The 18,965-nt window shown below is 36.8% G+C and carries 14 protein-coding genes and 3 pseudogenes; 5 read left to right on the plus strand and 12 right to left on the minus strand.

The window, feature by feature from the left end:
* Nucleotides 1-247: 247 nt before the first annotated feature.
* From istA to DVW06_RS14560, 4 genes and pseudogenes are all read left to right on the plus strand, one after another.
* Entirely contained in the window at nt 248-1,474 is a 1,227-nt protein-coding gene (gene istA / locus DVW06_RS14545) for an IS21 family transposase (RefSeq protein WP_137264808.1), read from the plus strand.
* Nucleotides 1,475-1,484: 10 nt separating this feature from the next.
* The gene (istB, locus tag DVW06_RS14550; protein WP_137264809.1) at nt 1,485-2,246 is read left to right on the plus strand and encodes an IS21-like element helper ATPase IstB; all 762 of its coding nucleotides are present in this window, start codon (nt 1,485-1,487) and stop codon (nt 2,244-2,246) included.
* Between the two features lie 59 nt (nt 2,247-2,305).
* Nucleotides 2,306-2,695 (plus strand): annotated as a pseudogene (locus tag DVW06_RS14555) (tyrosine-type recombinase/integrase); the annotation flags it as partial.
* Nucleotides 2,696-2,894: 199 nt separating this feature from the next.
* On the plus strand, nt 2,895-3,335 hold the full coding sequence (locus tag DVW06_RS14560) for a hypothetical protein (protein WP_137264810.1): 441 nt from the start codon (nt 2,895-2,897) through the stop codon (nt 3,333-3,335).
* Nucleotides 3,336-3,428: 93 nt separating this feature from the next.
* Here the strand turns inward: DVW06_RS14560 and DVW06_RS17110 are convergent, their stop codons facing one another.
* The 9 genes and pseudogenes from DVW06_RS17110 to DVW06_RS14605 form a co-directional block, all read right to left on the minus strand.
* Nucleotides 3,429-3,929, minus strand: a complete 501-nt coding sequence (locus DVW06_RS17110; protein ID WP_005470270.1) for an MSCRAMM family protein — start codon at nt 3,927-3,929, stop codon at nt 3,429-3,431.
* Nucleotides 3,930-4,087: 158 nt separating this feature from the next.
* Nucleotides 4,088-5,083 carry a LacI family DNA-binding transcriptional regulator gene (locus DVW06_RS14570; RefSeq protein ID WP_005470268.1) on the minus strand — a complete coding sequence of 332 codons (996 nt, stop codon included), beginning with the start codon at nt 5,081-5,083 and terminating at the stop codon, nt 4,088-4,090.
* 192 nt (nt 5,084-5,275) lie between these two features.
* Nucleotides 5,276-7,210 carry a glycoside hydrolase family 66 protein gene (locus DVW06_RS14575; RefSeq protein WP_117474738.1) on the minus strand — a complete coding sequence of 645 codons (1,935 nt, stop codon included), beginning with the start codon at nt 7,208-7,210 and terminating at the stop codon, nt 5,276-5,278.
* A 38-nt stretch (nt 7,211-7,248) separates the two neighbouring features.
* Nucleotides 7,249-8,871 (minus strand): glycoside hydrolase family 13 protein, encoded by a 1,623-nt coding sequence (locus tag DVW06_RS14580; RefSeq protein ID WP_086268985.1) that lies wholly within the window; start codon nt 8,869-8,871, stop codon nt 7,249-7,251.
* Nucleotides 8,872-8,884: 13 nt separating this feature from the next.
* Nucleotides 8,885-9,505 carry a YesL family protein gene (locus tag DVW06_RS14585; protein WP_005470262.1) on the minus strand — a complete coding sequence of 207 codons (621 nt, stop codon included), beginning with the start codon at nt 9,503-9,505 and terminating at the stop codon, nt 8,885-8,887.
* 72 nt (nt 9,506-9,577) lie between these two features.
* Complete coding sequence (locus DVW06_RS14590; RefSeq protein ID WP_005470260.1) at nt 9,578-10,465, minus strand: carbohydrate ABC transporter permease; 888 nt, start codon at nt 10,463-10,465, stop codon at nt 9,578-9,580.
* A gap of 20 nt (nt 10,466-10,485) precedes the next feature.
* On the minus strand, nt 10,486-11,400 hold the full coding sequence (locus tag DVW06_RS14595) for an ABC transporter permease (RefSeq protein ID WP_005470258.1): 915 nt from the start codon (nt 11,398-11,400) through the stop codon (nt 10,486-10,488).
* An 87-nt stretch (nt 11,401-11,487) separates the two neighbouring features.
* On the minus strand, nt 11,488-13,152 hold the full coding sequence (locus DVW06_RS14600; RefSeq protein WP_137264811.1) for an extracellular solute-binding protein: 1,665 nt from the start codon (nt 13,150-13,152) through the stop codon (nt 11,488-11,490).
* Nucleotides 13,153-13,440: 288 nt separating this feature from the next.
* Nucleotides 13,441-13,999: pseudogene (locus DVW06_RS14605) on the minus strand (IS3 family transposase); the annotation flags it as partial.
* Between the two features lie 561 nt (nt 14,000-14,560).
* Here DVW06_RS14605 and DVW06_RS17850 point away from each other — a divergent pair.
* Nucleotides 14,561-14,692: pseudogene (locus DVW06_RS17850) on the plus strand (lipase); the annotation flags it as partial.
* Between the two features lie 141 nt (nt 14,693-14,833).
* Here DVW06_RS17850 and DVW06_RS14615 read toward each other — a convergent pair.
* Genes DVW06_RS14615 through DVW06_RS14625 form a run of 3 tightly spaced genes read right to left on the minus strand, consistent with a single transcriptional unit; the run spans nt 14,834 to nt 18,959 of the window.
* Nucleotides 14,834-15,706, minus strand: coding sequence for an ROK family protein (locus DVW06_RS14615; RefSeq protein WP_098381779.1), 873 nt, complete (start codon nt 15,704-15,706; stop codon nt 14,834-14,836).
* Nucleotides 15,707-15,744: 38 nt separating this feature from the next.
* The gene (locus DVW06_RS14620) at nt 15,745-16,863 is read right to left on the minus strand and encodes a glycoside hydrolase family 172 protein (RefSeq protein ID WP_002287020.1); all 1,119 of its coding nucleotides are present in this window, start codon (nt 16,861-16,863) and stop codon (nt 15,745-15,747) included.
* Nucleotides 16,860-18,959, minus strand: coding sequence for a glycoside hydrolase (locus DVW06_RS14625; RefSeq protein WP_137264812.1), 2,100 nt, complete (start codon nt 18,957-18,959; stop codon nt 16,860-16,862). Before DVW06_RS14625 ends, DVW06_RS14620 begins: the two co-directional genes overlap by 4 nt.
* Nucleotides 18,960-18,965 lie beyond the last annotated feature (6 nt).

Genomic DNA, 18,965 nt, shown 5'->3' on the forward strand with positions numbered 1-18,965 from the left:
TAGATACTTTATCTCATTTTTATAATTTTTACAAACACTCTTAATATTGAACTTAATTAGACAATTCTAGTAGAAAAGTATCTTTCATGCAGCACTATTCAAACAATTTTCGCAACTTCTTTTTTTATCTTCATTTCTTCATTGTGTAAAGGGCCACGATAAAATGTAGGAAAAGGGCCATCGAAAATGTAGGTTAGATTTAAAATCTGATATTCTTTTTCATGAAACCATTCAAGGAGAGTGACTCATGCGAAAAGATGTCTTAGAAGGAGTCTTACGACACATTATGAACGATATTCAACCTAACTATGCAGCCATGGCCAAGCAATATAATTGTGATTACCGAACAGTCAAGCGTTACTATGAAGCTGGAACTAAATGGGAAGTAGAACAGATCAAAAAGAGACAATCTTCTGCTCCTCTTTTATTAAGCGGTTTTGAAGAAATTATTAAAGATAAAATGGAGTTAAGCTGTTCCGCTTCTTCAATTTATTATTTTATTAAGAAAAAAGGATATCAAGGTGGCTATACCACCGTCAAACGATATTGTCAGAACTATCGAGAAAAGCGTGTAAAAAAAGCAACCATTCGAATTGAAACGACGCCAGGTCTTTCTGCTCAAGTCGATTGGAAAGAAAATATTAAGATGGTGAGTAAACATGGTGAAGTCTTTTACTTCAATCTTTTTCTATATATTCTAGGCTATTCTCGCATGAAATACTTAGAGGTAACCTTTGATCGAACCCAAGCGAATGTCTTCAATTGTTTGGTCAATGCGTTTGAGTACTGCGGGAATGGTGTTCCTCAAGAAATTTGGTTTGACAATATGAAAACAGTTGTTGATAGAAGTAAAAGCCAATTTAGTCAAACCGTTTTTAACGAAAAATTTCGTCAATTTGCTAAAGATGCTGGATTCAATCCGATTGCTTGTCGCCCTTTTCGTCCACAAACCAAAGGCAAAGTTGAAGCTTTAGCTCGTACTGTTAACCGCTTAATGGTCTTTAACTACGAGTTTGAAAATGAGCAGGAGCTAAAACGAATCGTCTATGAGTTTATGAATGACTTAAATAATGAACGTTCTCAAGCAGTGAATAATCATCCCTCTAAGCTTCTTATAGATGAACAATCGGTGTTGCGTCCTTTCAATTGTTTAGAATTAGTCAGATATGTTTCTAGAACCCAACACGTAATTAGAAAAGTTTCCATTGAATCCATGGTCCAATATCAAAACTCAAAGTATTCTGTTCCCGTGAAATATATTGGTAAAGAGGTAACTTTAGATGTCCGTAAGGACAGTCTATTCATTTGGTATGGCCATCAATGTATTCGCTCGCACCCATTAAGCAAAAAAACCTTAAATTATCAACGTGATGACTCTCTTGAGATTCTTCGATCTGATGTCTTCAAATACTTAGAAGACGAAGAGTTGGAGCGCTTTGTAGAAGAAAATTTAGATGCTTACGATGAATTATAAGGAGGCTCATATGTCAAATTACCATCAGTTATTAAATCAATTATCAGATTTAAATCTTACCTGTATCAAAGAAATTTTACCTGCCCATTTAGATGAAGTAGCTAAAAATGAACAATCTCTAGTTGATTCTTTATTTGAATTAACACATCAAGAAATTAGCTATCGTAGAAAGGAGACCCAAAGAAAAATTTTAAAACGGGCAATGTTTCCCTATCATAAACGCCTTCATGATTTTAACTTTGATTTTCAACCCAAAATCAAAAAAAGTGAAATTCAAGATTTAGTGACATTACGCTTTTTAGACACGTATGACAACCTTTTATTCATTGGAAATAGCGGTGTTGGAAAAACCCATTTAGCCGTTTCAATTGGTTTAGAGTGTATTGATAGAGGGCAGAGCTGTTTATTTATCACTAGTACAGAACTGGTTAATCGACTTATTCGGGCACATAAACGTGGGACAAGTGATACCATGCTCAAAAAATATGCGAGCTATTCTGTATTAATTATTGATGAAGTCGGGTATCTCCGCTTCTCAAAAGAAGGATCTAACTTACTGTTTCAACTAATTAATATGCGATACGAAAGAAAATCAACGATTATTACAACGAATATTCCTCTGTCTCAATGGTCCGAAATTTTTGGTAATAAGAAATTGACTAATGCTTTATTGGACCGATTGGTCCATCATTCTAAAATTATTCAAATTACAGGACCTTCCTATCGAATGAAAAGTTATAGTGAAACGAAAGGAAAAGAAACGAAACGATAAAGAGAAAACTACCTACAATTTCAATGGCCCAAAACCAACATTTTATTATGGCCCTTGACAACTGGCAAACCATACAATTTTTAAACAACTGGCAACAACGTCAAAAAAAGGAGCTTTCTATACTAGGTTTAAGTCATCACAGCAATAAACAGCTAATCTTCCCCAATCGCTCAAATAACTTTTGTCGTCCTGGCCAACCAAATGATTGGTATGATATGATCGCTAATAAATATCAGCTTGAAAAACGGATAACTCTTCATGAATTTAGAAAAACCCACGTTTCCTTGTGCGCAATGGCAGATATGAAACTAGAGGATATTATGTATCGTGTTGGTCATAAAGATTCAAAAATGACAAAACAAGTCTACAACTATTTTTATCCAGAACGAGAAGAACGAAGTGCTGATAAATTTGCTCAATTTATCGAGCAAGAAAAAGATTTGTTTTAATCATTTTCATAAATTTTGGATACAAAATAGGCTAGTATCAATGAATAAAGTGATACTAGCCTATTTGTCTCATCAAATTTCTACCAAATCAACGAGAAAAAACTACCAAAATGGTATGCTTACCTATTTTTCTTTTGATGCACTAACTTATTGCTTGTAGTAAACTAGTTAAAACAAAAACATTTCAAGGAGTGATTTAATGTCCCAATTGAATCAAACATACGAAAATTATTTACAACAACCAGAAGCGCTATCTTTTACTGAAATGACCACTATCTATCAAGAGATATTAAAAAATGCTGATATGAATGATAATGATTTTATCGAAATTTGGGAAGAGTTGATGGGTGCTGCTATTCGTTATACAGTCATTCGTGCAGAATGGCATCAATTTTCTAAGGAACAAAAACTGGAAAAAGATTCCGAACGAACGAATATTCACAATACCATTATCGACCATTTCATCCTATTGGAACGCATCTTTCAATTAAACCATTGGGACAGTCATTCTTGGACATCACGCTTATTCTTACAAGAAGAACAAGAACAACGTACAAGAAGTGATGTGAATGACCACCGACAACGGATTGGCGATTTCGCGAATTATTTGGTGTTTGTTTCAGCGGTTAATGGACGATAGATATGAAAGTCACGATTTGATAAATTCTCATCATAGTAGATTATCAATATTTTTTTCTAACGTCTACTATGATGGGAGCATATCATTTGATTATCAGTTCTTATACATTTTCTTTAATAGCTTTTTACGTCTGTTTTTTATTTGTTCCATCATTAAATTCTCCGTCAGAGGAGATATTTGATCAAATTTCTTTTGACATCTTCTAGCATAGGAAATGAAGTTTCCAAATTTACTCCCTTTACTATCCCTTACACCCACATCAAAAAAATATCTATAAATATGCCTTTTACCAATTAGATAACTCGAGTTCTCAAATTCCCCTACATCAACTAAGCTTGGCTCACCTAGGGCTTTGCTTGCAAATGTAAGTTCAACAGGTGTCTCATCTAACACATATCCTCTAGGCGCTTTTGTCTCAATAAATTGATAATCTCCTGGTGCCAGATTTTTTACCAATACAACCCCCTTATCATCCGATACAAGATTTTGTATAACCGTTTTTCCTTCTTTATCGATGAGCTTGAATTTTGCGCCAGGCAATGGGTTTTCTTTACTATCTGTTTTCACCAATTGTGCTGATTCTTGATAATTCACAAAACCTTCACTTGCAATACCTACTTCAGGTTGTCCCTCTGTTGAGTCATTTATAGTGAAATCTTTAACCGATAGATAATTGGCTACTTTTGACTAGTGCCATGATTGACATGGTATTGGAAAGATATTCAACATATACTAACAAAAACAGAAAACGATTATTTAACTGAATTTCTGATTACAATTTCATGTTTTACAATCTTAGATTCTACGTTTCCGCCTTTTTCAACAAGTTGAATCAACATGTCAATTGCCTCACTCCCCATTTCATGAAAAGGTTGAGATACTGTTGTTAAAGCTGGTGTACTCATTCTTGCTGTTAATGAATTATCATAGCCGATCACTGACAATTCCTCAGGAATTTTAATCCCAGCTTCAGAACAAGCTGACATGACACCCAATGCTGTTTCATCACTGGCACTAACAATTCCATCATAGCAAACACCCGATTGAATAATTTCCTCCATATTCTTCTTTCCAGAATCAAAACCATAATCTCCAAAATAAATATCTGTATCAGAATAAATCAATTGATGATGGATCAACGTTTTTTTAAATCCTTTTATCCGTGCCTTCCCTGCGATACGATCAGATGGATTTACACCAATCAGAGCTAGTTTTTGACTTCCACGCTTGATTAAATATGAAGTAGCATCGGCAATCGCCTGTTCATCATTGACTTTAACAAACGGAATATCCCCCTTCACCGTATCTGCAGAAAGCAACACACAAGGAATATTGTGTTTTTTAATTAAATGGATCTCATCATTTGATAAATCTACAGAAAAAATGATAAACCCGTCAACATTTCTCTCCTTCATAAGCGTGATGCTTTCTTTCATCCTAGACCCATCTACGCCTGCATGTGTCAAAATAACGTTATAGCCTCTTTGATAGGCTTCATCTTCAATCCCGCTAATAATATCACCATAAAAAGTAGTAGCATACTGCGGCATAATAATACCTAACAAATTTGACTTTCTACTCACCAATGATACAGCAGATTTATTCTGACTATAGCCCAACTCATGAGTAATAGCTAAAATTTTTTGTTTTGTTTCCTCGCTGTATCCACCAAGACCATTAATAACTCGTGAAACTGTAGCTATCGAGACATTCGCTCTCTTGGCAATGTCTTTAATTGTATATTGCATAGAAACCTCCTGAGTAAACGCTTACGTTGTTAGCTCTAGTATTACACAAATATGAGGGAAATGCGAGAGGTTTTAGTATAAAAAAAGAACCTCGCGCCTTCATTAGTGAAATAAATGAAGCACACGGGTTCACAATAAATTTTCTTGTTCAACGTTTGAACATGCGCCTTCTGCGGGTTGATCTTCTGTCGTTCATCCTTTTTGCTTAAAGTAAAGCATGTCCCAATACTCTAACGAGGGAACAGTGATCGTAACGAAATTTCCTTGCGCATCATGTCCATATTCCATATCCAGTTCTTTAGAAACGGAATTATATCTCGGATCTGGGGAAGTGAGCCAAGCACTTTCAAATGTGTCATTCGTATAATATTTCACTGTCAAATCTTCAACAATAGTAGGTGTTTCTTTCTCTCCTTGATTTGCTCGCCAATCATTATCAGAAACGCCAAGTAAATTGATCATTTGAATCGTATCGAATCCATTACCAGACTTACTATATGCCCAGATTGTATTAGGCTGTCCATCGCTCGATTGATTTTGATCGACAAATTCAATCTGATGCCCATTATCTTCTAATCCATCCCGCAAAAGATTTTGATAAGCAACAATAAAATTTTGCAGCGCTTTTTGACGTACTTTGTGTTCATCTGACATATATAAATTATGCTTGGGAAAATATTCATTCGATAGCATTTCGTCGCCATCACCTAATTCAATACGTGAACCTCCTGCAGCATATACTGCCGCATCTGTTAATAAAACTGCAGACATATTAAAAGGTTCACTCACCACACTCTCAGCATAATCGTATTCCATATATGCTGGAATGATTAGAGATTTCCCATCACTTTGGTCTCGAGAATTATCGATGACGTTCTTTAGACTTTGATAAGTATTGTACTGCTCTCCATCACTTGTTGTATCCCAAGGCCAGATTTCTGCATATAGGACATCCACAGCAGAGGCATTTACCTGTTCGATACCTTGAGCACCTACAGGATTAAATGATAGATAATAGCTATCAAGCTTCTCTTTGGCAATATCCAAGAATTCTTTATACCCATCCTTCACATAAATACCTTGTGTCTCATCACCAATCATATCATGAGTCCACATTTTTCCCCATTCACCCACTGTATCTCCATGCCAACCATCAAATCCCATCACTTGTAGAGCTTCTAAATTTTTTTGAATAATATAGTTTTGCCATTCTGGATTTTGAATATCAAAGAAAAAGAGATTGGATTGACCTGTAGGACTTGCACCCATTGAGAATGTAAATCGATCACCTTTATTTTTACCAGCTTCATGATCTTCTGCATACCACAGCCCCCACTCTTCTTTGATACCATATTGAGCATAATTATTTGTCGCAGCATAAATCATATTATAGGACATATTTGTCATCCCTCTTGCTTTTGCTTCAGCTATGTAGCTTTTGATGGTCTCTCCACTAATCTTGCGACCAGCCCAATCTTGCCACTCCATTGTTCCATCTTCAGGAATTAATTGATGATGCAGGTATTTCCAATCATAGTATTCAATCCCATTTAATTGCCAGTCGTTCATTTGCTCAATCACTGCTTCAGTGTCTATATCCTTATCGAAATTTGTCAAAAAGCCATATCTAGGAAACTTCGTCCATGTGCTTGACACATCTGCTGCTGTATTCATGTGTCGAATAGCGTGACCCTCTGAATCGAGTATGTCCAATTCAAATAAATAGCCTTTAAAGTCTTCGTTTGGTGCAGTCCATTCAATTTCCTCTTGAATGCTCCCTTCTGATGTCGTTTCCCAAACGCCTTCAATCGTATCGATTGTTTCGTTCAAGTATTTCACGTTGACAAGATACTTGCCTTTAGATGTTTCTAGAGAATTTGAACTTGTCGATAACGCCAAGATGATGGTTTCCCCGGGATCATACATAGATTTATCTACTGAAAACTTTAATGTTGCATCATATTGAATGCCCACCATCTCCTCTTGCAATTTTTTGTTCATATAAGCACTACCAAAAATAAAAACGAAAAGAAAGGCAATGATAATAATCGAAACAGTCCAGCTTTTTTGTGTATCTTTTTTTGTTGCAAGAACTTTTCTATTATTTTTTTCTCTTATTTTCGTCATATTTACTCCTTTTCTAAATATTTCAGTCACTAAGTAAATCAGCTTATTTCTAAGACAACAGCTTCATAGGGGTCCAAATAGAGCATACCTTTTGTATATTCTTTCTTCGTATAATTCTGAATCAAAACTGATTTTGGCTCTTCCTTTAGATCAAAAGTAGTTGTCTTTTCTTGAAAATTAGTAATGATCAACCATTTTTGCTCATCTAGCACACGGCAATAAGCAAAAATATTTTCGTCTTCGGTATCAACCAAATTATAAGTTCCCCAAACTACAATTGGATGTTCATGTCGCAATTGGATTAATTTTTTATATGTGTAGAAAAGGGAATCTTTTTCCTCAAGAGCTTTCTCCACATTGATTTCAGGATAATTAGGATTTATATGTAGCCAAGGTTTATTCGAGGTAAATCCTGCATTTTTTGAATCATTCCACTGCATCGGTGTCCTTGCGTTATCTCTCCCTTTTGCATTGATCGAGTCCAAAATATCCTCTTTTGCATAGCCCTGCGACAAGCGGACATTGTACATATTGATACTCTCAATGTCATCGACTTCTTCAATGGTTTCAACCGGATAATTGATCATACCGATTTCTTCTCCCTGATAAATATACGGGGTTCCCTTTAATAAATGCAGCAAAATTGCAAACATTTTTCCACTTTGGACGCGAAACTCTTTATCATTCCCCCAGCGAGAAATGATTCTTGGTAAATCATGGTTATTCCAAAATAAACTATTCCATCCCTCGGAAGCCAGCTCTGTTTGCCACTTGGAAAAAACGTCCTTTAGTGCTGGAATAGACAGGTCGATTAAATCCCACTTTTCTTTTCCTGGTTGCTGATCAAGACCGGAATGCTCAAATTGGAAAACCATTGACAGTTCATTACGATTGGGTTTGGAATATAATTTAGCAATTTCTGGTGTTGCTCCCCAAGTCTCTCCAACCGTCATAAGATCTTTGTTGCCAAATGTAGCTCGATTCATTTCTTGCAAGTATTCATGCAGTTTAGGCCCATTCCCTGTTATCTTTTTGAATGGTTGTTTACCAACTAAATCAATAACGTCCATTCGGAATCCGCCAATCCCTTTTTCAATCCAAAAATTCATCATGTCATAAACAGACTGTCTTACTTCTTGATTCTCCCAGTTTAAATCCGGCTGTTTTTTACTGAATAAGTGTAAATAATACTGTCCCGTTAATTCACTATATTCCCAAGCTGGACCAGAAAATGTTGAACCTAAATCATTGGGCGGATTCCCTTGTGAATCAGGATCTGACCAAATGTAAAAATCTCTATATTGATTGTCTCTTGACTGTCTCGCCTCAACAAACCAGGGATGTTCATCACTGGTATGATTAACAACCAAGTCCATAACGATTCGGATATTCCGCTTCATAGCTTCTGCAATCAGAATTTCCATGTCTTCCATTGTTCCGAATTCGTCCATTATCTCTTGATAATCTGAAATGTCATAACCATTATCATCATTTGGCGATTTATAGACAGGACTTAACCATATCGCATCAATGCCTAAATACGCCAAGTAATCCAATCGTTGGATAATCCCTTTTAAATCACCTATGCCATCCCCGTTACTATCTTGAAAACTACGAGGATACACCTGATATACGACTGCTTTTTGCCACCATGAACTCATATTGAATCTCCTTTTACATTTCATACTTTTTAAATACACTTAACATTAAAAATGATTTTAAGAATACAAGAAAACTACACCCAATAAAAATGCTCAGATACAACACAAAAACAAATGCAATTGGGGAGGTCACTATCAAAAATAGCAAGAACAATGTGATAACTGATAACAAAAAGCTCACCCGCATATTTGCTAAGACAAGCCTCATAGAGTTCATGAAAACAAGCTTAGCCGAATCTTTAAAGCGTGCAATATAACCATACGTATATTGACTACTTAACACAAGGACAAGACCCACGATAGATACCCCAAGCAAGCCAATGAGATTTTGCTGATCCAAATGAATCATATAATTCAAATCGACAACCACAACGAAAAAAACAATAGATTGCATGATGCTAAAACCAATAGCTTGTTTGAAATTTCGTTTATATGCCAAAATAAAGTTTTCAATAACACGTGTATCATTGTTTTCATGCAACTTAAAGCAAACGGCATAAGCTGCGCTGGTTGCAACACCAATTGTTACAATTGGGATACTCCCTATTAAAATACATAAATTGAGAACGAACAGACTCCACAACTTCATCAAAAGGTTATAGACGGGTCCATCTATTCGAAAAAAAGAATTCATAGGTTTACTTCCCTTCTTCTTAGGTTCTTATCGAATCCATTGACTTGTTTTTCAATTATCTCATGATTAGAATTATTCTTTTACAGCCCCAACAACAATTCCCTGTACAAAATATTTCTGTAAAAAAGGATAAATCACCAACAAGGGGACAATCGCTACAATGATTTTCGCTGCATTCAGATTACGATCTGAAACAGCTAATAAACTTTGTAATTGTTCTGATGTCATGCCGCTTGCATTTTGCAAAGTTTCTGCAATATTGACAGACAGAGATTGAATGTACGTCATTAATGGGTAATTTTCAATTTTTGTCATATAAATCAAACCACCAAAGAAATCATTCCAGCTCCCGACAATACTAAATAATGATACAGTTGCCAAAGAAGGTAAAGATATGGGAATGTATATCTTACGCAGAACATCAAATGCATTTGCTCCGTCTAATAATGCAGACTCTTCCAAAGATTTAGGTACCCCTCGAAAAAAATTCATGACTAAAATGACACTGCCAATAGGCACAGCACCCGGTAATATTAACGCCCAGATACTATTGATCATTCCCAGATTACGCACAATCAAGTAGGTCGGTATCATCCCGCCATTAAAGAGCATCGCAAAAACCATAAATCCCATAAAGAAACGTCTAGTCCGAAACACTTTTTTTGATTTTGATAATGGGTAAGCTAAGGTGACGATCATCACTAAATTAAGGACCAAAGCAACAAATACACGAAAAACAGAGATCCCAAACGAACGCCAAAACTGTGTATCGTTAATGATTCTTTCATATGCTGCCCACGTGAGATCTACTGGCCAAAGTCCTACTTTATTCCCTGCAGCTGCTTGGGAGGAACTTAGGGACAGCGCCAGAACGTTTAATAAAGGGACCAAACAAGATAGTGTTAATAAAATAACGATTAAATAAATCACAAATTGTCGAATACCGAATTTCTCTCTCATTTTTTTCTCCTCTCTATGAATTAAAACATAACCCGATTTGTGGCTTTTTCAGCTGTTTTATTCGAGACATAAATCAAAATCAAACCGATAATCGACCGGACAAGTCCTACTGCAGCCCCTAAACTATAATCACGTCCGATTAACCCAATTCTATAAATGTAAGTATCCAAAACATCTCCACTAGCATAGACTGGTGGTGAATATAAGTTGTAAACTTGATCAAATCCGGCACTTAAGATACCTGGTAAAGCCAAGATGGTCATCAAAATAATAAAAGACATCATGCCTGGAATCGTCACATGTTTTACACGTTGCAACCAACTAGCGCCATCCATTGTTGCAGCCTCATATAACCCTGGATCAATCGATGTGATTGCCGCTAAGAAAATAATAGAGTTATAACCAAATCCTTTCCATACATCTGTCCAAATCAACAAATGTGGAAACACAGCATTGCTGCCCAAAAAGTTAATTCGGTCCAAGCCTAAGCTTTGTAACACTTGATTCACAGTACCATCTAAATTAAATAGATTGAGAATAACTGATGCCAAGATGACCCATGATAAGAAGTGTGGCAAATAAACGATTGTTTGCATGGTTTTCTTCATCCATTTGACGCGAATCTCATTCAATAAAATGGCAAAGATAATCGGAATAATGGTGTTCAACACAATTTTCCCTACTGCGATAAAAACCGTATTGTAGGTTACTTGCCAGATATCAGGCAAATTAAAAATATAGATAAAATTATCTAGTCCAACAAAATCCGAACCCAAAAAGCCACGCGCTGGAACAAAATCTTGAAATGCCATAATTAAACCAAACATTGGCGCATACGAGAAGATTAGTAGAAAAATCATTCCCGGCGCAATCATTGCTAGAAATAACCACTGATCTTTAGAAAACCACTTCTTTTTTGTTGCAAGCTTTTCCATAAACTTTCTCCTTATTTGATAATTGATAATATAGTAGAGCATTTGCAGCAATGAACAAATGCTCTACCCAAAATTTAGAAATGACCTTTATTCATCCGCAAGCTTTTGCATTTCTTCTAAAATCGCTTGTCCACCCTGACTATTCCAAGTCTTCACATATGAATCAAAATTATCCAAAGATTCTTCCCCTGTCACAAATTTGATAAACGTCTCTTCTTCTAATTTTGAAATTTGGGCACCATTCCGCTCACTTGCTTTAATGGTTTCAAATGTCGTAAATGGCGTGATTTCATTATAGATATTCTCTTCCCGTACACCGTTCATCACATTAGTTACAGCCAATAATCTCGACGCATAGACCGCCCAATCTGTTGGATCTGCAGTGCTCGGGTCATCAAGATAGGTTTTAATTTTTTGTGCATTGTTTTTTACTGTGAAACTTGAAATATCATCAATATCTATCTCACCTTCAGCCGCTTGAGAAGCTTCCACTGCATCAGATATTTCACTTAAGTTTTCGAACATTTCAATATTCATTGGACGTACTGATCCGTCTACAGATTTTTGCGCATAGGCATATATTTCAGGATACTCTGTTTCCATATCGGTTGAGTTTGGTACTTCATCAAACAATAAATTGATTATTTTTATGGCTAATTCTGGGTTTGCAAAATTTTTATTAACAACTACATAGCCACCTACACCTGGTTTGCTCACACCATTTACTTGACCATCACTACTCTCAATTGCATAAGGCGTGAATGCTGCATCAGGGTTTGCAGTTTTTGCTTGAACCAAAGCCCAATCAGATAAGTGCCAAGGGCCAGGTATAATACCAAGTTCTCCATTAATCATCATCGCATTGATGTCGTCGTATGTTCGCGTACCAAATTGATCATCTAAAATTCCATCGTCAAATAGTTGTTTTACGTAGCTCAATCCTTCTTTGGTTTTGGCAGTATTTGACCCGTAAACCAACTGACCATCTTCCCCAACTAAATAATTTTTAGGAAATGAATCAAAGGCATTGAATATCGCAGTTGCTGTATACCCAGATCCTCCATGACTATCGGAAGTTAGCCAATTGGCAAATGCGAGACCTTGTGTTTTCCCTGTTCCTCCTGCATCTTTGTCTTTGAACGTTTTGGCCGTTGATTCTAGCTCTTCCAAAGTAATGGCATGATTGCCATCTTCGTCCAATTGGACATCCAAGTCATCTAACCAATCTTGTCTAATCCAAACCAAATTAGGACCAAAATCATTCGCAGTGCCTGGTAGTCCCATAATTCGATCGTCTATTTTAGCAGAATCAATTTGGACATTGTCAAAAGAATTGTAAATATTTTTGATATTATCACTAGCGTATTCTTCATAAACATCTGTTAAATCAGCAATCAAATCATTGTCAGCCAATTCCTCCATCTCATCTCTGCTGACAACCATTACATCTGGTAGATCGCCTGAAGCAATGGCAAGCGACACTTGTCTGGTATAATCATCACCATTTGCCTCAAATGCACTCTCAATACTCACACCTAGCTCGTCTTTTATCAGTCTTCTATAAGCATTATCTGCATAAGAGTCTCCATCAGGGAGTTTGGAGTTTGGCTGCGTCTGTTGACCCACTGTCATGACAATATTTCCATCGGTATCTGTTTTTGCTTCTTTGTCTTGTTCGCCACTGCATGCTGCAAGTAAGACAACACTACTCAATACAACTGAACCGGTCAAAATTTTATGCATCTTTTTCATTCGTAATACTCCTTTTATTCGGTTTACGTAATCGTTTACATAAATAACTAAAAAAAATGAGAAAATACTACTAACAAAACAACGTAAACGTTTACTCTATAATAGTATCATTGTCTATACGAACTTGTCAATAGCGCTTTCATTTTTTTGTTTATTACAGATATATATCTATATCGGTATCACTAGTTAAAAATATAGTGATTTAGAGACTCCATCATCTCCTGTCAAGGGCAGTTTAAAATTGTGGGTTTGGGGGTGCGGATGTTTTTCTGGACCATTTTTAAAAATACATCTTTGTTTCTTCCGATATTGAAGAGGACTTAGTCCTCCTAAAGTTAACTTGATCCGTTTATGATTATACCAGTGGATATAGTTATCCAATTGGTTTATAAACTGATTGATTGTTGTGTTTTTCCAGTCACGTTGATAAAACACCTCGTTTTTTAATCGTCCAAAGAAACCTTCATACACTAATTTATCTGGTGAGCACCCCTTTTTAGACATGGAGCGAGTCAAGTTTGCTTTGTTCATTCGCTCGATCCAATCTGGTCATCGATAATGAGCCCCACGTTCAGAATGAATGATTGGACGCTCTTGACCTTGAAGGGTAGAGCTCAGCTCGTCCACAATATAGCATAGTACTCACTAATTCTGCGTCAGGATTTGTTTCAATGGTCCAACTAATAAAAGCTCCATCGTAGCAATCGACAAGCGGGAACAAATAGATTTTCCCTTTAAGAATTTTAAACTCAGTAATATCTATTAACTATTTTTCATTTGGTTTTTTTGCTTTGAAGTTACGATTCAATAGATTTGGTTGTACAGGAGAAATCTTCTGAGCATACGAATGGTTCGTGCGTAATATTGGCCATATTCAAAATAATAATCCACGGCTATTCGTTTTTGTTCTTCAGAATACTTTGATTTTTCCGGTGATTATGATGAAGCTTCACAGATAACAAATATTCATTATACCATTGACGTAGTGCACCAACGGACGGATAGCTTAATTTCCAAATGGTAGCAGCATAAGAACAATGATATTTTATATTTTCAATCTTAAAAAAAGTATCTTATCTTTATTTCCCCTATACATTTTCGTTTTCCTCTGAAAGGTTTTCATTACTTAGATCATTTTTACCATAACAATCTAACTATCCATTTCTCATTGGTGTTAATTTTGATGTTACTTTCTACACACCCAAACAAAAAAAGCCAGAAACGCCTTCAAATAGGCATTTCTAGCTTAAACAATTCTATTACCCCACAGACCCTTCCATATAGATTTTCAAATTACACACTAGTTTAAGATAAAACAAACAAGGAAAAACTTACCATTTACTCAAAAAATTAACTCATATAAGTACATTAGAATGTAAAATAGACTGGTCAAAATCTGGTCAAAAAAGTAGATGTGACACAAGTTCGCATTCAAAGCGATGATCCATGATTTCGTAATGGTCAATTATATGGATCAAAGCCACGCGACAAGAGCGCAATGGATGTCTCTACCGATTGGTTGAATAAACGAAATAAATAGAATGTGAAAAAGGATCGGACAAATGTTCCTGTTTGCTCGATCCTTTTTTATTTGAATTCATTTTCGCTTTATCAAACATCATTTGATCACTCAGTTAAATACTTTTGACATGAGTACCAATGAAACATTTATTCATTAAAATTACTTATTTCTTATCGCCTTTCTAGCCAATGCCAATCCGCCGATTATTCCAGCACTATCACCTAATTCGGGCGTAACAATGTAGCTAGCAATTGGTGGTATTTCAACATATCCATTTATAAGCTCAACAAATTTATCCTGAACTTTTTTCTTCATGTGTTCTTGTTTCATTACACCACCGCCAAAAATAATTCTATCTGGCGAAAGCATCAGTGTTGTATTGTATGCACATTGGGCAAGGTAAAAGGCTTCAATCTGCCAAAACGAATCGTCAGCCAATAAATTCTGGCCTTTTACACCCAACCGTTTTTCAATCGCTGGTCCTGCTGCCATCCCCTCTAAACAATCTTGGTGGAAGGGACAGTTTCCTGAAAAATTGTCCTTTGGATGTCGCTTGATCAACATATGCCCCATTTCCGGATGACTGAACCCTTCCACGAAAGTCCCATTGAACAAGGCACCACCTCCGATACCTGTTCCCACAGTGAAGTATGCAACACCTGCTAACCCTTTGCCAGAACCAGCAACATATTCACCATAGCAAGCCGCATTAACATCTGTTGTCCATTCAATCGGAATATTGAAATGTTGCTTTAGCGTTCCTACAAAATTGAAATTCTGCCAAGCAAGTTTCGGTGTTGATGTGATATGACCGTATTTCTTTGATTTACGTTGAATATCAATTGGACCAAAACAGCCGACCCCGATTCCTGCCAATTGTTCCTTAAAAGGTTTAAAAAAATCAATGACCTGCTTCATTGTTTCAACTGGAGTCGTTGTGGGAAAACTGACTCTTTCCAAAATCGTCAATTCCTCAGTACTGACTGCACAAATAAATTTAGTCCCTCCAGCTTCAATTGCCCCATATATCATCATAGGCTTCTCCCTTCGAATATGTGTAAAACACTTCATTAACGCGGCAAGCGTTCTCGATCAGTGAAATGACGTTTAGTATTTCCTGAAGCTTCTGTTGAATACCAATAGGCAACACTAGCAACATCGTCTTGCCGCTCAAATAAGCGAACATCATCGTTGCCGATTTGTTGTAAAGTGACCGATAAATCTTCGGTAAAACAGATGGGGTCTTGAAGATGCCAACGATAAAGACCATGTCGTGGCATTGCGTCGTCACCAAAGGCATGAACGGCATTCAATTTTCCCGTTTCAAAACGATCTCTTGTGGCATCTCTATTTGATTGGTAAGGATACCCTAAAAAGGCTGTTGAATAGTTTTTCGCATGTGGACGTCCGAACTCATCGTACTCATGAAAGGCCCACGCCCCGCCAAAATAATCTTCTGAACCTGTTGAGGTTACGGTCGGATACTCACTATCCCCATCAATGTAGAATTTAAACTCGCCTTCGCCCCACCAATAACGTTCTAGGCAGGTAAGCGCAAGGTAAGTACCCACGTAATAGCCTTGACCCTTTAATCGATCAATTAACTTATAATCCTCCTGTAATTTGGTAATGCGTTCCCGATGCCAATTTGCGTGAAAATATAGGCTATTTTCTTCCAATTCGTCCACCAAAGCGTAATTTATCGTATAAAAAAATGAGGACATATCCTTCGGATGTAAATTCTCGATCGTAATTTTAGCGGATGTTTGGAAAGGCATTTCGAAATAGGAATTAAAGCCCCCCGTAGGATTAACCACTATAGGCAACGAGTTCACCTCGCAACGCTCTCCAAACCCATTACAAAAGAAATCCCCTAAAGGACTTTCAACAGCAGGGCTATCCGACCCATCCCAATAAATTCTTAAGATTAAATCACGTAAAACAAAACTGCCAAATTCTGTTCGATCACGAATCGTCATCCACATATGACGAATTATTCCCGTTCCAGTAATATCCGCAATCACAGTTTCTTCACCAGAAGTCAGCGGAATTGCGCCACGACCTTTGCGGCTTGGTCCTAGCTCGCTTGGCAACATCGCAGCTTTACCTTTCTCGCCTGTTGGATTTTCGGGAGTGATTGCTCGACTCTGGATTTTTTTAAATTGGGTAATATTTTTTAGTATACTCATCTTTTTCTCCTTTGAATGTAAATCGTTTTTCCCTTTTCTACGTGAAGAATTTTTTTCGTATCACTTATTTTCAATGGCTTTTCTGACAAATTTGAAATACTCAACTCGGATTGCGTACATTCAATCGAAATGAAGGCTTGACCGAACTTCAAATTTTTCCAAGAAAACGTTAAATTATCAACAGGATCAATTTGCAATACTCCTTTTTTGAATTTCAATCCGAAATATTGACTGATCATTATACTGACAAAAAGGCCCGATGCCCAGCCGCATTTGCCGCAGCCAAAGTCTCGCACAACTTCTCCTTGTTTAGCCTCTAAACGATACGGCCACCACCACCATGAACCGTCTAAATCTGCCAAACAAATCAGCTCCTCTAATCGGGTTACGAAGGCTTGATGGTTGTGCAGGTCACTCATTAAAACAGTGATAAAGCCAGGAAAAGTGGCGCCGGATTCTAATCCCCAAGTGATGCCTTTGATTTCCTCGCTATAAGTTGGATTGAAAGAACTAGCAGAAAACGTCATGGTGTTCTGATATAAAGGATCTTTATTATCTAAAAATTGATAAAAAGGCATCAACGTAGTGTCTGATTCTTCTCCATCATGCATCAATAAATTGATTTTCCCATCCACAATCACATCACTTAAAAAGATTAACCCTTGCTCAAGAATCGGTTTTTGATAGTTCTTCACTGAATAGGTTGTTTTCTCCTCATCACCGATCCCCTCCAAAAATTGCTCCCCAAAAGTACCATCTATGGTCATTTGTTTACAAATTGATTCCTTTAGTTTACAGGCGATGTCTTTGTATCGCTCGCTAAGACTCAGTTGTTCTAGGGCTTCAAAAATTTCTGCAAGTCCACTACAGGCCTTCCAAAGACAAAGATTGCTGCCGGTATGATACTTTCCAAGTGCAAAGGCGTCTGATAACCAAACAGATGGAAAAAGCATTGGTTCCCCTGACCGACGTTGAGCTAATATGTCCTCAATAATTCTTGAAGCATTCAGTAGAACCTGCGGATACCGCTCAAAGAATTTTGTATCCCCAGTATGTTCAAAATAAAGACTAGCCAGTAACGCACTGGATAACGAATTACTCAGAGAATGATTGATACCTCCTGTAAATTTTGAACCAGGAAACTTAACGCCATATTGATCAAACCATAGAACCGTTTTTTGACATAACTCCGGTTCAAACATGGTGAATGGCAATGATGCGTAATACATATCCTTATTCCAAATTCGATTAGTAGCAGGATAGCTGCCCCAATTGCTGCCGACGACCTGTCCATGTCGATTCATACCGAAACTAGAAAAGCTTTGATAAAGTGCACGACGATAGAGATGGACAACTCTATCGTCTGACATTGACAGCTGCCCAAATAGCTGAGCAAAATAGTTCATTGTTTCCTTCAGCCATTTTTCGATATCAGATTCCTGAAAAGTCATTACTTCTTCAAAAGCATTTGGGTCCACAAAAGCAATGGCGAAGCTTGCCACTTCCTGTTGTGCGATCGTGTCCTTATTTCCTTTTTGAGAAATCAACACATTTTGCTGATCCGAATACTTCTCTTGGTACAAAGGCACATCTTTCACTGAAACTTGAAGGCTTTCGTGTGTTTCATTAACAATGTAAACCTGTTGAACAAGCATACTTAAACGCTTATTAGCCAGTATTGGAGCAAAGGATACTACAATGACCTTAAACGTCGAATAATGATGAATATATCTAGGCAAACAGTCTTGAATCACATCGACTTCAATACGATGATCCGATTCTGACAAATGGTAGACAATCCCGTTTACTTCAACCTTTAAGGATAACGAATTGGTTTGAGAAAGCTGTTTATTGACCCAAACACCTGGTTTTTCCTCAGTTAGTAAATTTTCTCGATAAAAGGTCAACGTTTGAATCGTCCCGCAAACATCAAGGTTTCCTAATGTCTTTTGATTACTTACATCAAAGGTCAATCCCTTTACATCAGGAATATTCCGATAGTAGCTGTATTCGTTTGAAGTAGTCACATTTCCGTCTTTTAACTCAGCATTAAATAATGGGTGTTTGGGTGAATAAATTACTTCATTAATAGTCATCTTTTC

Source organism: Enterococcus sp. ARL09-542 (assembly GCF_005234805.1).
GTDB classification, from domain to species: Bacteria; Bacillota; Bacilli; order Lactobacillales; family Enterococcaceae; genus Enterococcus_D; species Enterococcus_D gallinarum.

What these genes read in the sequence shown, in the direction of transcription:
- DVW06_RS14560 (WP_137264810.1), top strand. Translation starts at nt 2,895, where the DNA reads ATGTCCCAATTGAATCAAACATACGAAAATTATTTACAACAACCAGAA.
- DVW06_RS14615 (WP_098381779.1), bottom strand. Translation starts at nt 15,706, where the DNA reads ATGATATATGGGGCAATTGAAGCTGGAGGGACTAAATTTATTTGTGCA.
- DVW06_RS14580 (WP_086268985.1), bottom strand. Translation starts at nt 8,871, where the DNA reads ATGAGTTCATGGTGGCAAAAAGCAGTCGTATATCAGGTGTATCCTCGT.
- DVW06_RS14575 (WP_117474738.1), bottom strand. Translation starts at nt 7,210, where the DNA reads ATGACGAAAATAAGAGAAAAAAATAATAGAAAAGTTCTTGCAACAAAA.
- DVW06_RS14590 (WP_005470260.1), bottom strand. Translation starts at nt 10,465, where the DNA reads ATGAGAGAGAAATTCGGTATTCGACAATTTGTGATTTATTTAATCGTT.
- DVW06_RS14585 (WP_005470262.1), bottom strand. Translation starts at nt 9,505, where the DNA reads ATGAATTCTTTTTTTCGAATAGATGGACCCGTCTATAACCTTTTGATG.
- istA (WP_137264808.1), top strand. Translation starts at nt 248, where the DNA reads ATGCGAAAAGATGTCTTAGAAGGAGTCTTACGACACATTATGAACGAT.
- DVW06_RS14620 (WP_002287020.1), bottom strand. Translation starts at nt 16,863, where the DNA reads ATGAGTATACTAAAAAATATTACCCAATTTAAAAAAATCCAGAGTCGA.
- DVW06_RS14600 (WP_137264811.1), bottom strand. Translation starts at nt 13,152, where the DNA reads ATGAAAAAGATGCATAAAATTTTGACCGGTTCAGTTGTATTGAGTAGT.
- DVW06_RS14570 (WP_005470268.1), bottom strand. Translation starts at nt 5,083, where the DNA reads ATGCAATATACAATTAAAGACATTGCCAAGAGAGCGAATGTCTCGATA.
- DVW06_RS14595 (WP_005470258.1), bottom strand. Translation starts at nt 11,400, where the DNA reads ATGGAAAAGCTTGCAACAAAAAAGAAGTGGTTTTCTAAAGATCAGTGG.
- DVW06_RS14625 (WP_137264812.1), bottom strand. Translation starts at nt 18,959, where the DNA reads ATGACTATTAATGAAGTAATTTATTCACCCAAACACCCATTATTTAAT.
- istB (WP_137264809.1), top strand. Translation starts at nt 1,485, where the DNA reads ATGTCAAATTACCATCAGTTATTAAATCAATTATCAGATTTAAATCTT.